The organism is Scandinavium sp. M-37 (assembly GCF_043558715.1).
Taxonomy (GTDB): domain Bacteria; phylum Pseudomonadota; class Gammaproteobacteria; order Enterobacterales; family Enterobacteriaceae; genus Scandinavium; species Scandinavium vulneris_A.
This window is the reverse complement of record NZ_JBIGIN010000016.1, coordinates 1-14,820: the sequence shown is the minus strand read 5'-3', so window position 1 is coordinate 14,820 and position 14,820 is coordinate 1. Positions and strand designations below refer to the sequence as shown.

Here is a 14,820-nt window from a genome sequence, read left to right as displayed (position 1 = left end):
GATGGCGTCATTGATTGAACTGCGGGACATGCTGGCATTACAGGGGAGAATGGATGCGCAGCAGCTCAGCCAGGCGTTGCATACGCCGCGCCCGATGATTGATGCCATGCTGATGCGCATGGAGGCAATGGGCCGTGCGAAACGCATCGCCGAGGACGCATCGGCATGCCTGAGCGGGAGCTGCAAAAGTTGCCCGGAAGGCAAAGCCTGCTCACGCGAGTGGTGGGTACTTCAGTAAAAATGATAAAAAAGAAGCGGGCGTCAGCCCGCTTTTTGACATCTTGATAAGCGTTATTTGTAAACGTCGGCGTTAGCGTGAACGGTTTTTTCGTTCTTCTCACCGGCAATCACCACAAAGTATTTGCCGCCCAGTTCATCCGCTTTTTTCGACAGATCTCTTTTCGCATCCATCGGCGAAGTAGTACGGGACGTGGTAATTGAACCCACTTTGGTCAGGTTCATTTTCGCCACTTCGTCTTTCTGAATTTCTTTTGCCGCAAAGGCACCAAACGACAGGGAACCCAACACCAGTGCGGTAACCATACCAGTAGCATATTTCATAGCCGTACTCTCCTTATGACCATTTTATGTGGGCGCTGCTGGCGCGAAGGCAATCGGCCATCGCAGCGACCTTCTAAGTATTGACGCTAATAAGGATTTCGCCAGTTTGCCTTAAATATCAGACAATCACCGACTTAAGGGCCAGAAGCTGCTGACAAAACTCCGCCGGATGGGAGATGAACGGGGCATGGGCCGCTTTGGCAAAAATGTAAGACTGGCTGTTCGGCCACTGCGCATCGAGCAGCGGCACTATCTTGCGCGGCACCAGTCCGTCGAGACGGCCATACAGGCGCAGGACAGTCATCGGAAGCGAAGCAAGCGGTTCACGTAAATCGGCCGTTTTGAGGATCTCCAGCCCGCCGTTCAGCACCTCTGTCGTCGGCATTGGCAGCGCCAGCACCGCGCTTTTGAGCAATCGCGCATCCTGACGCGCGCTTTCGGTACCCAGCGTCTGCAAGGCGAGGAAACGCTCGACGGTACGCTGGAAATCTTCACTCAGCTGGTGCTGAAATCCTGACAGAACCTCAGGCTTGATGCCGGGCCAGTCGCCGTGAGCGGTAAAGCACGGTGATGATGCGACGGTGACCAGCGCCTGCACGCGGTCGGGTGCCACAATCGCCGCCTGGCTGGCGACCAGCCCGCCGAGACTCCAGCCGAGCCAAATCGCTTTTTCCGGGGCTTTCGCTAATACCCGACGGGTCATCTCTTCCAGCGACAGCGCCCCGACATCACCGCTGCGCCCGAAGCCCGGCAGGTCTACCAGATGCAGGGTGAAATGCGAGCCCAATTCCGGGGTGATGCAATCCCAGACCTCCGCGTTCAGTCCCCATCCGTGCAGCAGCACAAGATGACAATTTCCTTCGCCTTTGGTTTGCCACCAGATGTCGTTCATCAGTTACTGTTCTCATTCTTCGAATTCGGAGGGGAAATATGCTAACAGCCCATGGCTTGTGCTGGCTATGCAAAATGCCGCTGGCGCTGGCCCACTGGGGGATCTGCTCCCGCTGCACCCGCGCGTTGCGCACGGATGTTATGCGTTGCCCGCAGTGCGGATTACCTGCCGGTAGCGACACCTTCCCCTGCGGGCGCTGTCTGCAAAAAGCCCCCCCATGGCATCGGCTGGTGACGGTGAATGATTACGCCGCGCCGCTTTCGACGCTGGTGCAGAATATGAAGTTCAGCGGGAAACCGGAGCTGGCATTGGCGCTGAGCAGGCTGATGGTGCTGCACCTGAAAAACACGCCGTGGCCTAAGCCGGATATGCTGATTGCCGTCCCGCTGTGGCAGCGTCGTCACTGGCGGCGCGGGTATAATCAGGCGGATGTACTGTGCCGCCCATTGGCGCGCTGGCTGGGCCTTCGCTATCAACCCGAGGCAATGCGTCGTATCCGCCCCACGGCAACCCAGCATCAGCTGTCGGCGAGGCGGCGGAAACAGAACCTGAAAAATGCGTTTCGTCTTGAAATTGCGGTAACCGGGCTCCATATCGCCCTTGTGGACGATGTCGTCACCACCGGCAGTACCGTGGCCGAGCTTTCCCGCCTGCTTTTGCAAAACGGCGCGGCGTCAGTTCAGGTATGGTGCCTGTGTCGCACCTTGTAGACCCTCTGTGATGGGCGTATTATAACCGACTAAAGTAGTCAACTATTAGGCCAAAGCTATGATCCGTATTTCCGATGCTGCACAAGCGCACTTTGCCAAATTGCTGGCAAATCAGGAAGAAGGGACACAAATCCGCGTATTTGTGATTAACCCAGGCACCCCGAATGCTGAATGTGGCGTATCTTACTGCCCGCCGGATGCGGTGGAAGCGAGTGACACTGCCCTCAAATTTGACCTGCTGACCGCGTATGTCGATGAGCTGAGCGCGCCGTATCTGGAAGATGCGGATATTGATTTCGTGACCGATCAGTTAGGTTCCCAGCTGACGCTGAAAGCACCGAACGCCAAAATGCGTAAAGTGTCTGACGATGCGCCGCTGATGGAGCGCGTAGAATATATGCTGCAAGCGACGGTTAACCCGCAGCTGGCAGGCCACGGCGGTCGCGTATCGCTGATGGAAATCACCGACGAAGGCTTCGCCATTCTGCAGTTTGGCGGCGGCTGTAACGGGTGTTCGATGGTCGATGTAACGCTGAAGGAAGGGATCGAGAAGCAGCTGCTGAACGAATTCCCGGAACTGAAAGGCGTTCGTGACTTGACCGAACACCAGCGTGGTGAGCACTCTTACTACTGATTGAACATTCAGGCCTGCAACCCAGTAGGCCTGATAAGCGCAGCGCCATCAGGCACGTTCACCCGGCGGCGCTTCGCTTGCACGGGCCGACGAGAATCTCGTGGCCCGCACACGCTTTATTTCCCCGCCGCTTTCCGCCGCTTATCCAAATCCTTAATCAGCTTATTCACCGTCTCATCGGCAAACATCGCTTCTAAGGTGGTGGCAAGCTTACGACGCCAGTTTTTGTACTGATAACTGGTGCCAGGAATGTTCACCGGCCCGGCCATATCCAGCCAGTCTTCCGGCTGCAGGCCCAGTAACGCGCTATTGCTGTCGGCAATGTAACGCTGCATCCCGCGATTCAGGGTGTGGGTCATGCTCATCAGTGACGCTTTATGTCCGGTACGTTTTGGCAGACAGCCGTACTGATGCAACGCATCTAACAACCCCTGCTTCGCCCGCTCACGGTCCTGATACAGCCCGCGCAGAATGACTTCATCCGGGTACAGGCCGAGCGTTTTGCCGAGCGTCAAATCTCCGCTTTCCCAGTATCCACGCAGCGTCGGCAGATCGTGGGTGGTCGCCACCGCCATAGACTGTTCCGGATACGCTTTCGGGGCCCGGAACGTCTTCTCGTGGTCGCTTTCGAAATAGAGCACTTTGTACGAATACACCCCGCTCTTACGCAGCTTGCCGACGATCTCCACCGGCACCGTGCCGAGATCTTCGCCAATCACCATGCACTGATGGCGTTGACTTTCCAGCGCCAGAATCGAGAGCAGATCGTCCACCGGGTAATGCACATACGCCCCATGATCCGCCGTTTCACCGTAGGGGATCCACCACAGACGCAGGACCGACATCACGTGGTCAATTCGCAGCGCGCCGCAGTTTTGCATATTGGCGCGCAGCAAATCGATAAACGGCTCATAGGCGCGAGCGGTGATGATATGCGGGTCCATCGGCGGCAGGCCCCAGTTTTGTCCCAGCGGGCCGAGGATATCCGGCGGCGCACCGACCGACGCTTTCAGACAGTACAGCTCGCGGTCACACCAGGTTTCCGCCCCGCCTTCCGCCACGCCAACCGCGAGGTCACGATACAGACCAATCGGCATCGCGTGCCGCTGGCTTTCCTGCCAACAGGCGGCAAATTGGGTGTACGCCAGCCATTGCAGCCAGAGGAAGAAATCCACTTCATCAGCGTGCTTCTCACAGAAGGCTTTCACTTCCGGGCTGTCGATATTTTGATACGCTTCGGGCCAGGCAGGCCAGCCCCAGCGAAGCTCATCTTCTTTCACCTGATACGCATGCAGCGCGTCGAACGCGGCCTGCCAGTACAGGCTTTCCCCTTCGTCACGCACGAACTGACGAAACGCGCGCATCAGCTCATCGTCACGGGCGGAGAAACCTTTCCACGTCATGCGCAGCGCAGTGATTTTCAGCGCCGTCACGGTGGCGTAATCCACCCACTCGGCATCGCGCACCGACTTCAGCGTCTGCTGAGTGGTCGGCAATTTCCACCACGCCTGCGCCTCTTTACTGTGCCTGAAATCCTCAAGGGCGTTGACGTCAATGTAAATCACATTCAGCCAACGGCGTGAAGATGGGCTGTACGGACTGGCGCTTTCCGGGTTCGCCGGATAGAGCGCATGAATCGGGTTGAGGCCGATGAACGACCCGCCGCGACGGGCAATTTCCGGCAGCATGACTTTTAAATCGCCAAAGTCACCGATGCCCCAGTTATGTTCAGACCGCAGGGTATAAAGCTGCACGCAGCTGCCCCACAGTTTTTTGCCCTGCCTGAGCGCCTGCGGCTCATAGCAGCGCTCCGGGGCGACAATTACCCGGCAATGCCAGCGATGGTCACTCTGGGTCACGGTCAGGGTGTGATACCCCTCCGGCAGGCGCGTCGGTAAATTCAGCGCTTTACCCGCCGTGGCTTTGCCCTGGTGCTGCGTGCCGTCTTCGGTGGTCAGCCGCCAGCTAAAGTCGCCGCTGCCTTCTACCGGCAGCGACATTTTCTTGCCGTGGGTAAACACCTGTACGTTGGGAACCGGCGTCACCGCCACTTTCGTGGCCGCGACACCGTGATGCATTGCGTCGAGCAAACGCCGCTTGGTTTCTGCACCAATAGACTGCGGTTTGCCGTGGGCATTGATGTAACTTGGGCTGATGCCCGCCGCCTGCGCGGCATTGTCCAGACGTTTGCTCTCCATAGCGCTCCCTTAGCGTTTTGCCTGCCAGATACGGCTCTGATAATCGCGGATGGACCTGTCCGAACTGAACATGCCGCAGCGGGCGGAGTTCAGGATGGCCGCCCGGGTCCAGGCTTCCTGGTCGCGATACAGCACGTCTACCTGCTTCTGCGCGTCAACGTAAGTCGCGAAGTCAGCCATGACCAGATACGGGTCGCCGCCCTGTTTGCCGATGCTGTGCAGCATCTGGTCGAACGCATGCTTGTCACCGCCGCTGTATTTACCGCTTTCGAGCTCTTTGAGCACCGCATCCAGCGCTTTGTCTTTCTTACGCCATTTCAGCGGATCGTAGCCTTTGGCCTTCAGCGCTTTCACTTCTTCCACGGTGTTACCGAAGATAAAGATGTTTTCATCGCCCACCTGTTCGGCGATTTCAACGTTCGCCCCGTCGAGGGTGCCAACCGTCAGCGCCCCGTTCAGCGCCAGCTTCATGTTGCCGGTGCCGGAGGCTTCTTTACCCGCGGTAGAAATTTGTTCCGACACATCCGCCGCCGGGATCATCACTTCCGCTGCCGACACGCAGTAGTCCGGCAGGAACACCACTTTCAGCTTGTCGCCGACGGTCGGATCGTTGTTGATCACTTCCGCCACTTTGTTGATGGCGAAAATGATGTTCTTCGCCAGGTAGTAGCCCGGAGCCGCTTTGGCACCGAACAGGAACACGCGCGGCACGCGGTCGGCCTGTGGGTTTTCGCGAATTTCTTTGTACAGCGCCAGAATGTGCAGCAGGTTCAGGTGCTGACGTTTGTACTCGTGCAGACGTTTGATCTGAATATCAAAAATCGCCTCTGGATTGATCTCAATCCCGGTGCGGTGCTTCACAAACTCGGCCAGACGCTGTTTGTTCGCCAGCTTGATATCGCGCCAGGTCTGGCGGAATTTCGCATCGTCAGCGTATTTTTCCAGTTTGATCAACTGGTCGAGATCGTTGGCCCACTCTTTCTTCAGCGTTTTATCAAACAGGGCCGCCAGCGCCGGGTTGCACTGTTTGATCCAGCGGCGAGGCGTGATGCCGTTGGTGACGTTGTGGAATTTGTTCGGCCACAGCTGGTGATATTCCGGGAACAGATCTTTGACCACCAAATCTGAGTGCAGCGCCGCCACGCCGTTGACGGCAAAGCCGCTCACCACGCACATGTTCGCCATCCGCACCTGCTTGTCGTGCACCACCGCCAATTTGGCCCACACCGCGCTGTCGCCCGGCCAGGTTTTATCGACCAGCTTTTTGAATCGGGTGTTGATTTCATTGATGATTTGCATGTGACGCGGCAGCAGCGCTTTCACCAGTTTCTCATCCCAGCACTCGAGCGCTTCCGGCATCAGGGTGTGGTTGGTGTAGGCAAAGGTTTTGCTGGTGATCGCCCAGGCGTCGTCCCAGCTCAGCTGGTGCTCGTCAATCAGTACGCGCAGCAGTTCCGGAATGGCAATAGTCGGGTGCGTATCGTTGAGCTGAATGACCTCAAACTTCGGCAACTCGGCGAGCTTGCGGCCTGCCAGATGATGACGGCGCAGGATATCCGCCACCGAACAGGCACACTGGAAATACTGCTGCATCAGGCGCAGCTTTTTGCCCGCCAGATGGTTATCGTTCGGGTACAGCACTTTCGTCAGTTTTTCGGCATCGATGCCCTGCTGTTCAGCCCGCAGGAAATCGCCGTCGTTGAATTTGGTCAGATTAAATGGATGTGCATGGGTGGCCTGCCACAGACGCAGCGGTTGCGCCACGCCGTTGCGATAGCCGAGCACCGGTAAATCCCAGGCCTGGCCGACAATCGTGAACGCGGGCTGCCAGTCACCTTTCACCACTTTCCCGCCGATGCCGACCTGCACATCCAGAGCCTGGTTGTGACGGAACCACGGATAGCTGCTGCGATGCCAGTCGTCCGGGGCCTCCATCTGCTGCCCGTCGGCAAACGACTGACGGAACAGTCCGTACTGATAGTTCAGGCCGTAGCCAATCGCAGACTGACCGACGGTCGCCATCGAATCGAGGAAACAGGCAGCCAGACGCCCCAGGCCACCGTTGCCGAGCGCCGGGTCGGTTTCTTCTTCCAGCAGGTCGGTCAGGGTGATGTCATGCGCTTTCAGCACCTCGCTGACGTCCTGATACCAGCCGAGGTTCAGCAGGTTGTTGCCGGTCAGACGACCAATCAGAAATTCCATCGAGATGTAATTCACATGGCGCTGATTTTTTTCCGGCTTCGCGACCGGTTGTGCGGCCAGCAGTTCGGCCAACGCACCGCTCACCGCCTGCCACCATTGATGCTGGGTCATTTCGCTGGCGGCCTGTAGGCCATATCGCTGCCACTGACGCGTCAGTGCAGCCTGAAATTGTGCTTTATCGAAAGTCGGCTGTGACATAAGGATCCAATCCTGTTTGCTAAAACGTTGGCGCTAGTGTGCCTGGCTACCTGTTTACCGTCCTCATCCCGACAGGCATTCACCGGGGAGGAGTAGCAGGGATGAGCGAAAAAATGTGATCTTCGCCACTATAACGTTAGCTATTAATGAGGATTGTGCTCAATTTCACAGCGCAGATTAAGAAAATGAAAAGACGTTTTGCAAAATAAGTGTAAGCAAGGAAATGATTACTTACCTGTAATAATAATTGTGCAACTCCCTTTCATTCGGAATGGTTATTCCTCCAGAAATAGAACCCGTTATTTAATCACGTTGAGAAATATCGCATCAGGAGAAATGCGTTTTGGCTATTTTTAACAATTAAACGGATCCAGTATCCACGCGCACTGGCACCGGTTTCAGTCCGTTCGTTTACTCATCATTGAGATTTGTGACACAGTGCAAAATCACAAGCATCCGATTCGGACATAACTTGCAATAATTATCCATATGTCCGAATTTAATAGACATTAATTACGAAGCGCGAAAAAAAACGAACTCTTACTCTCACAGTGAAGTGATATACCTATGTTGATTCCGTCTAAATTAAGTCGTCCCGTCCGTCTTGAACACACCGTGGTTCGCGACAGGTTACTGGCGAAACTTTCCGGCGCGAACAATTACCGTCTTGCGCTGATAACAAGCCCAGCAGGTTACGGGAAAACCACACTCATTTCACAGTGGGCAGCAGGGAAAAGCGAATTGGGATGGTTCTCTCTGGATGACGGAGATAACCAACAGGAACGTTTTGCCAGCTATCTGATTGCCGCCATCCAGCAGGCCACCGGCGGGCATTGCACGGCCAGCGAAACCATGGTGCAGAAACGGCAATACGCGAGCCTGACCTCGTTGTTCGCTCAGCTCTTTATTGAACTCAACGCCTGGCAGCGTCCGCTGCTGCTGGTGATTGACGATTATCATCTGATAACCAATCCGGTTATCCACGATGCGATGCGTTTTTTCCTGCGCCATCAGCCGGAAAACATGACCCTCGTGGTGCTGTCGCGCAATTTGCCTCAGTTGGGCATCGCCAACCTGCGCGTGCGCGAGCAACTGCTGGAGATTGGCAGCCAGCAACTGGCGTTTAACCATCAGGAAGCGAAGCAGTTTTTCGACTGCCGCCTGACCTCGCCGATTGAAGCCAATGAAAGCAGCCGGATGTGCGATGACGTTGCCGGTTGGGCGACGGCGCTGCAGCTGATTGCCCTGTCGGCACGGCAGAATAACAGCGCCGCGCATCACTCCGCGCGCCGCCTGGCGGGCATCAACGCCAGCCACCTCTCCGATTATCTGGTTGATGAAGTGCTGGATAACGTCGACCTCTCCACCCGCCATTTTCTGCTGAAAAGCTCGCTGCTGCGTTCAATGAATGACGCGCTGATCGTGCGGGTAACCGGGGAAGAAAACGGCCAAATGCGGCTGGAAGAAATTGAACGCCAGGGCCTGTTCCTGCAACGCATGGACAACACCGGGGAATGGTTCAGCTACCACCCGCTGTTTGGCAGCTTCCTGCGTCAGCGCTGTCAGTGGGAACTGGCCACCGAACTGCCCGATATTCACCGCGCGGCGGCTGAAAGCTGGATGGCGCAGGGCTTCCCGAGCGAAGCCATTCACCATGCGCTGTCGGCGGGCGATGCCAAAATGCTGCGCGATATCCTGCTCAACCACGCCTGGGGCCTGTTCCATCACAGCGAACTGGCGTTGCTGGAAGAATCCCTGGCCGCCCTGCCGTGGGACAGCCTGCTGGAGAACCCGCGGTTAGTGCTGTTGCAGGCGTGGCTGATGCAAAGCCAGCATCGCTACAGTGAAGTGAACACCCTGCTCGCCCGCGCGGAAGAAGAGATGCGCGGCGAAATGGATGCCACGATGCATGCCGATTTTAACGCGCTGCGTGCGCAGGTGGCCATTAATGACGGCAACCCGGACGAAGCGGAACGCCTGGCAATGGTGGCACTCGATGAGCTGCCGCTCGCCAGCTATTACAGCCGCATTGTGGCGACGTCGGTCCACGGAGAAGTGCTGCACTGCCAGGGCAAGCTCAGCAAATCGCTGGCGGTAATGCAACAAACCGAACAAATGGCGCGTCGGCACGAAATCTGGCACTACGGGCTGTGGAGCCTCATTCAGCAAAGTGAAATCCTGTTCGCGCAGGGCTTTTTGCAGGCCGCATGGGAAACGCAGGAAAAAGCGTTCCAGCTGATCCGTGAACAGCACCTCGAACAACTACCGATGCACGAATTCCTGCTGCGCATTCGTGCGCAGCTGATGTGGGCCTGGGCGCGTCTGGATGAAGCCGAGATGAGCGCCCGTCACGGTATGGACGTGCTCGCCACCTATCAACCGCAGCAACAGTTACAGTGCCTGGCCCTGCTGGTGCAAAGTTCGCTGGCGCGCGGAGATTTGGATAACGCCCGCAATCACCTGAATCGCCTGGAAAATCTGCTCGGCAACGGGCAGTACCACAGCGATTGGGTGTCGAATGCCGATAAAGTGCGGGTGATTTACTGGCAGATGATTGGCGACAAGAAATCCGCCGCCAACTGGCTGCGTCAGACGCCGAAACCTGAGTTTGCCAACAACCATTTCCTGCAAAGCCAGTGGCGTAACATCGCCCGGGCGCAAATCCTGCTCGGCGAGTTCGATTCGGCGGAAATGGTGCTGGAAGAACTCAACGAGAACGCGCGCACCTTACGTCTGATGAGCGATCTCAACCGTAACCTGCTGCTGCTGAACCAGCTTTACTGGCAGTCCAACCGGAAAAATGATGCTCAGCGCGTGTTAATGGAGGCGCTGACGCTCTCCAACCGCACCGGGTTTATCAGTCATTTCGTGATTGAAGGCGAAGCGATGGCGCAGCAGCTGCGTCAGCTGTTGCAGCTCAATACCTTGCCGGAACTTGAGCAGCATCGCGCCCAGCGCATTTTGCGCGAAATTAACCAGCATCACCGGCATAAGTTTGCCCATTTTGACGAGAACTTCGTCGAACGCTTACTGACCCATCCGGAAGTTCCGGAATTGATCCGCACCAGCCCGCTGACCCAGCGCGAGTGGCAGGTGTTAGGCCTGATTTATTCGGGCTACAGCAACGATCAGATAGCGGGCGAGCTGGACGTGGCGGCCACTACCATCAAAACGCACATTCGTAATTTGTATCAGAAGCTGGGCGTGGCGCATCGTCAGGATGCGGTGCAGCATGCGCAGGAATTGCTGAAGATGATGGGGTACGGCGTTTAGGGTTAGTGCAGCTTGATGCCCTCTCCCATAAGGGAGAGGGTTAGGCCATCAGCACAATTCTAACTGAATATTATTCTCGGCAATCACCTGCAACACCCCCGCCGGGGGCATCACGTCGGTGTACACCGCGTCGACCATACTGATGCTGCCCATGTTCACCATCGCGTTACGACCAAACTTAGAGTGATCCACCACCAGCATCACATGGCGCGAGTTCTCGATAATCGCCCGCTTGGTGCGCACTTCGTGATAATCAAACTCCAGCAATGAACCGTCGCTGTCTATCCCGCTGATGCCGAGAATGCCGTAATCGAGGCGGAACTGGGAGATGAAATCCAGGGTGGCTTCGCCGATGATACCGCCGTCGCGGCTGCGCAATTCGCCCCCCGCGAGGATCACCCTAAAATCGTCTTTCGCCATCAGGGTATTGGCAACATTAAGGTTGTTGGTGACGATACGCAGATCAGAATGTTCCAGCAACGCATGCGCTACCGCTTCCGGGGTGGTGCCGATGTCAATAAACAGCGCCGCGCCGTTGGGAATTTGGCTCGCCACTTTTCGCGCAATGCGCTCTTTTTCAGCGGCCTGCGTTGCACGACGGTCCTGCCACGAGGTATTGACCGCGCTGGACGGCAGCGCCGCCCCGCCATGGTGGCGGAGGATCATCTTCTGCTCCGCCAGGTCATTGAGATCGCGGCGAATGGTTTGCGGGCTGACGGCAAACTGCTCCACCAGCTCCTCAGTACTGACATAACCCTGCTTTTTTACCAGCTCGATAATCGCATCATGACGTTGTGTTTGTTTCATGCAAGATCCCTGGAATTATTATGTTCGTTTTCGCACATTCTGCGTATCAGCAAACGCCATCGCCAGTCCGACTGCCAGCCCGGTAACGTGAGCCCCGTTGGCAATCGACATCCCGAAAAGATCCAGCCAGCCGACGACCAGCCACAGCAGCGAGAAGATAATCAGCCCACGCGGGAGGTGAATGCCACTGTCAGGGTCGCGCTCGCCGCGCAGCCAGGCGTAACCCATCAGGGCGTACACCACGCCCGACAAACCGCCGAACCACGGGCCGCTAAACTTATGCTGGATAAAGCCGCTTAACAGCGCGCTGATCACCGTAATCACCAGCAGCTTTCCGCTGCCAATGCGCTTTTCCACCATGCCGCCGAGATACCACCACCATAACAGGTTGAAGAGGATATGCATCAGCGAGAAGTGCATGAACGCGTGGGTGAAATAACGCCACAGCTCGAACTGCTGGGAGGGGTCGTAAGGCCACGCCAGGGCGATCATCACCGCCTGATCGCCGACCACATTCATCACAATAAACACCAGAATACAGGCGCACATAATGAGCCAGGTCAAGGGTCCGGCGTTGCTTTTTAGGGTAGCGATGAACGGAAAACGGCGGTAATGCAGACCACTATTGGTGTGCCCCGACTGCCAACTGGCAGCCAGATAGCGCGGGTCCGCCGGGTTTTCCAGGAAACGCGCCAGCTCTGTCTCTACACGGGCCGCCTGACTTTCGTCGGCCAGCCACACATCGGTTTGGTCATGCTGCTGGATAGTCAGGACAACGCCCTGGGTTGCCATGTAGTCCACAAACGCCTGGGCGACGCGCGGGTTAGTAAAAGAGGTGATCATCAACATACTGAGCGTCGCTTATTCCACACAAAAGGGGACAGTATACCTTCTCAGCTACCGTGCGCCACTTCCGCCGGAAAATGACGATGCCAGGCATCAAAGCCGCCGTCCACGCTGTAAACCTGGTCAAAACCCTGTTGCAGCAGATATTGCGCCGCACCCTTGCTGCTGTTGCCGTGATAGCACATCACCATCACCGACGTGTCGAAATCGTTATCACGCATAAATGCGCCCAGCGTGTCGTTGGTCAGATGAAACGCGCCCGGCGTGTGGCCCATCGCATAGCTCTGCGGATCGCGGATATCGACCATCACCGCCAGCCCCTGATGCAGCTTCTGGTGCGCTTCTTCTACGTTGATACATTCAAATTGATCCATGGTGCTCTCTTTCATTCATTCCAGATGGAGAAGTTTACCGCCAAGTGTACGTCGTGACGGGAGGGAAACGCTAATTTGTTACACGCATCACTCTGAAATGTTTTTTTGATGTTACCAATTGCGCGTTTGTTTGCTATTATGAGCGATAACGAACATTAATGAACTTTAACGAAAGTGCACGAGGACGCAGCATGGAAACCAAAGATCTGATTGTGATAGGCGGTGGCATCAACGGTGCCGGTATCGCGGCAGACGCCGCAGGGCGGGGTTTATCCGTGCTGATGCTTGAAGCACAGGATTTGGCCTGCGCCACCTCAAGCGCCAGCTCCAAGCTTATTCACGGCGGGCTGCGTTACCTGGAACACTATGAATTTCGTCTGGTGAGCGAAGCGCTGGCCGAGCGTGAAGTGCTGCTGAAAATGGCCCCACATATCGCCTTCCCGATGCGTTTTCGTTTGCCACATCGCCCGCACCTGCGCCCGGCGTGGATGATTCGCATCGGCCTTTTCATGTACGACCACTTGGGTAAACGCACCAGCCTGCCAGGTTCGACCGGATTGCGTTTTGGCGCAGAATCGGTGCTGAAGCCTGAAATCGTGCGCGGTTTCGAATATTCCGACTGTTGGGTCGACGATGCGCGACTGGTGCTTGCCAACGCGCAGATGGTGGTTAAGAAAGGCGGCGAGGTGCTGACCCGCACCCGTGCCACCTCGGCACGTCGCGAAAACGGCCTGTGGATTGTTGAAGCGGAAGATATCGATACCGGCGAGAAATTCAGCTGGCAGGCGCGCGGTCTGGTGAACGCCACCGGCCCGTGGGTAAAACAGTTCTTTGATGACGGGATGCATCTACCATCGCCGTACGGCATTCGCCTGATCAAAGGCAGCCACATTGTGGTGCCGCGCGTGCATACCCAGAAGCAGGCCTACATCCTGCAAAACGAAGATAAACGTATCGTGTTTGTGATCCCGTGGATGGACGAGTTTTCCATCATCGGCACCACCGATGTGGAGTACAAAGGCGATCCGAAAAATGTCGAAATCGAAGAGAGTGAAATCAACTATCTGTTGAAGGTGCATAACGCACACTTCAAGAAACAGCTCGGTCGGGATGATATCGTCTGGACTTACTCCGGCGTGCGTCCGCTCTGCGACGATGAGTCTGACTCCCCGCAGGCGATCACCCGTGATTACACCCTCGATATTCACGATGATAACGGCCAGGCCCCACTGCTGTCGGTCTTTGGCGGCAAGCTGACCACCTATCGTAAGCTGGCCGAACACGCGCTGGAAAAACTGACGCCTTACTACAAAGGTATCGGTCAGGCATGGACCAAAGAGGCAGTGCTTCCGGGCGGCGAAATTGGCAGCGACCGCGATGATTACGCCGCGAAGCTGCGCCGTCGCTATCCGTTTATCAGTGAAGGCATGGCGCGTCATTTTGCACGTACCTACGGCAGTAACACCGCCTTGATCCTCGGTGAAGCGAAAGAGATTGCGGATTTAGGCGAACATTTCGGGCATGAGTTTTACGAGGCCGAACTGCGCTATCTGGTCGAGCACGAATGGGTGCGGCGGATGGACGATGCACTGTGGCGTCGTACCAAACAGGGCATGTGGCTGAATGCGGAAGAACAGTCCCGCGTGGCGCAATGGCTGGTGCAACACGCGGGAAAGCGTGAACTGTCGTTGGCGTCTTAGCCGACGACATCCCCTCACCCTAACCCTCTCCCCAAAGGGGCGAGGGGACGGTTCCCCCTCACCCTAACCTTCTCCCAAAAGAGACGAGGAGCGGTTTTCTCCCTCTCCCTTTTAGGGAGAGGGCCGGGGTGAGGGTTGTTTTACAACTTCACCGGATCGATATGCCAGATTGTCTCCGCGTACTCCTGAATCGTGCGGTCTGACGAGAAGTAGCCCATCCTCGGTGAAGCAAAAGAGATTGCGGATTTAGGTGAACATTTCGGGCATGAGTTTTACGAGGCCGAACTGCGCTATCTGGTCGAGCACGAATGGGTGCGGCGGATGGACGATGCACTGTGGCGTCGTACCAAACAGGGCATGTGGCTGAATGCGGAAGAACAGTCCCGCGTGGCGCAATGGCTGGTGCAACACGCGGGAAAGCGTGA

General features: G+C 56.5%; 12 protein-coding genes and 2 pseudogenes. 6 read left to right on the top strand and 8 right to left on the bottom strand.

Annotated elements, in window-relative coordinates:
* Position 1 precedes the first annotated feature (1 nt).
* Positions 2-238 carry a [Fe-S]-dependent transcriptional repressor FeoC gene (gene feoC, locus ACG0Z5_RS13020; protein WP_319627030.1) on the top strand — a complete coding sequence of 79 codons (237 nt, stop codon included), beginning with the start codon at positions 2-4 and terminating at the stop codon, positions 236-238.
* 53 nt (positions 239-291) lie between these two features.
* On the opposite strand, the gene ACG0Z5_RS13015 is transcribed toward feoC, so the two are convergent.
* Positions 292-561 (bottom strand): YdgH/BhsA/McbA-like domain containing protein, encoded by a 270-nt coding sequence (locus ACG0Z5_RS13015; RefSeq protein ID WP_319627031.1) that lies wholly within the window; start codon positions 559-561, stop codon positions 292-294.
* A gap of 118 nt (positions 562-679) precedes the next feature.
* Positions 680-1,453 (bottom strand): pimeloyl-ACP methyl ester esterase BioH, encoded by a 774-nt coding sequence (gene bioH / locus ACG0Z5_RS13010; protein ID WP_394447955.1) that lies wholly within the window; start codon positions 1,451-1,453, stop codon positions 680-682.
* Positions 1,454-1,491: 38 nt separating this feature from the next.
* On the opposite strand from bioH, the gene gntX reads away from it, so the two are divergent.
* Positions 1,492-2,163, top strand: a complete 672-nt coding sequence (gene gntX / locus ACG0Z5_RS13005; protein WP_394447953.1) for a DNA utilization protein GntX — start codon at positions 1,492-1,494, stop codon at positions 2,161-2,163.
* 58 nt (positions 2,164-2,221) lie between these two features.
* Entirely contained in the window at positions 2,222-2,797 is a 576-nt protein-coding gene (gene nfuA, locus ACG0Z5_RS13000) for a Fe-S biogenesis protein NfuA (protein ID WP_319785563.1), read from the top strand.
* Between the two features lie 116 nt (positions 2,798-2,913).
* Here nfuA and malQ read toward each other — a convergent pair whose 3' ends face one another.
* Both malQ and malP read right to left on the bottom strand, forming a co-directional pair.
* Positions 2,914-4,995, bottom strand: coding sequence for a 4-alpha-glucanotransferase (gene malQ, locus ACG0Z5_RS12995; protein ID WP_394447950.1), 2,082 nt, complete (start codon positions 4,993-4,995; stop codon positions 2,914-2,916).
* Between the two features lie 9 nt (positions 4,996-5,004).
* Positions 5,005-7,395, bottom strand: a complete 2,391-nt coding sequence (gene malP, locus ACG0Z5_RS12990; protein ID WP_394447948.1) for a maltodextrin phosphorylase — start codon at positions 7,393-7,395, stop codon at positions 5,005-5,007.
* Between the two features lie 567 nt (positions 7,396-7,962).
* On the opposite strand from malP, the gene malT reads away from it, so the two are divergent.
* Positions 7,963-10,668: an HTH-type transcriptional regulator MalT gene (gene malT, locus ACG0Z5_RS12985; protein WP_394447946.1), complete on the top strand. Its 2,706-nt coding sequence runs from the start codon at positions 7,963-7,965 to the stop codon at positions 10,666-10,668.
* A 48-nt stretch (positions 10,669-10,716) separates the two neighbouring features.
* Here malT and ACG0Z5_RS12980 read toward each other — a convergent pair whose 3' ends face one another.
* From ACG0Z5_RS12980 to glpE, 3 genes are read right to left on the bottom strand one after another with little or no spacing between them, the layout of a single operon-like run.
* Complete coding sequence (locus tag ACG0Z5_RS12980) at positions 10,717-11,475, bottom strand: DeoR/GlpR family transcriptional regulator (RefSeq protein ID WP_319627038.1); 759 nt, start codon at positions 11,473-11,475, stop codon at positions 10,717-10,719.
* 18 nt (positions 11,476-11,493) lie between these two features.
* Positions 11,494-12,324, bottom strand: coding sequence for a rhomboid family intramembrane serine protease GlpG (glpG, locus tag ACG0Z5_RS12975; protein WP_394447944.1), 831 nt, complete (start codon positions 12,322-12,324; stop codon positions 11,494-11,496).
* A gap of 44 nt (positions 12,325-12,368) precedes the next feature.
* Entirely contained in the window at positions 12,369-12,695 is a 327-nt protein-coding gene (glpE, locus tag ACG0Z5_RS12970) for a thiosulfate sulfurtransferase GlpE (RefSeq protein WP_394447942.1), read from the bottom strand.
* Positions 12,696-12,886: 191 nt separating this feature from the next.
* On the opposite strand from glpE, the gene glpD reads away from it, so the two are divergent.
* Positions 12,887-14,395: a glycerol-3-phosphate dehydrogenase gene (gene glpD, locus ACG0Z5_RS12965; protein ID WP_394447940.1), complete on the top strand. Its 1,509-nt coding sequence runs from the start codon at positions 12,887-12,889 to the stop codon at positions 14,393-14,395.
* Positions 14,396-14,535: 140 nt separating this feature from the next.
* Here glpD and ACG0Z5_RS12960 read toward each other — a convergent pair.
* Positions 14,536-14,613 (bottom strand): annotated as a pseudogene (locus ACG0Z5_RS12960) (hypothetical protein); the annotation flags it as partial.
* Here ACG0Z5_RS12960 and ACG0Z5_RS12955 point away from each other — a divergent pair.
* A pseudogene (locus tag ACG0Z5_RS12955) lies at positions 14,612-14,820 on the top strand (glycerol-3-phosphate dehydrogenase C-terminal domain-containing protein); the annotation flags it as partial. The pseudogenes ACG0Z5_RS12960 and ACG0Z5_RS12955 overlap by 2 nt on opposite strands.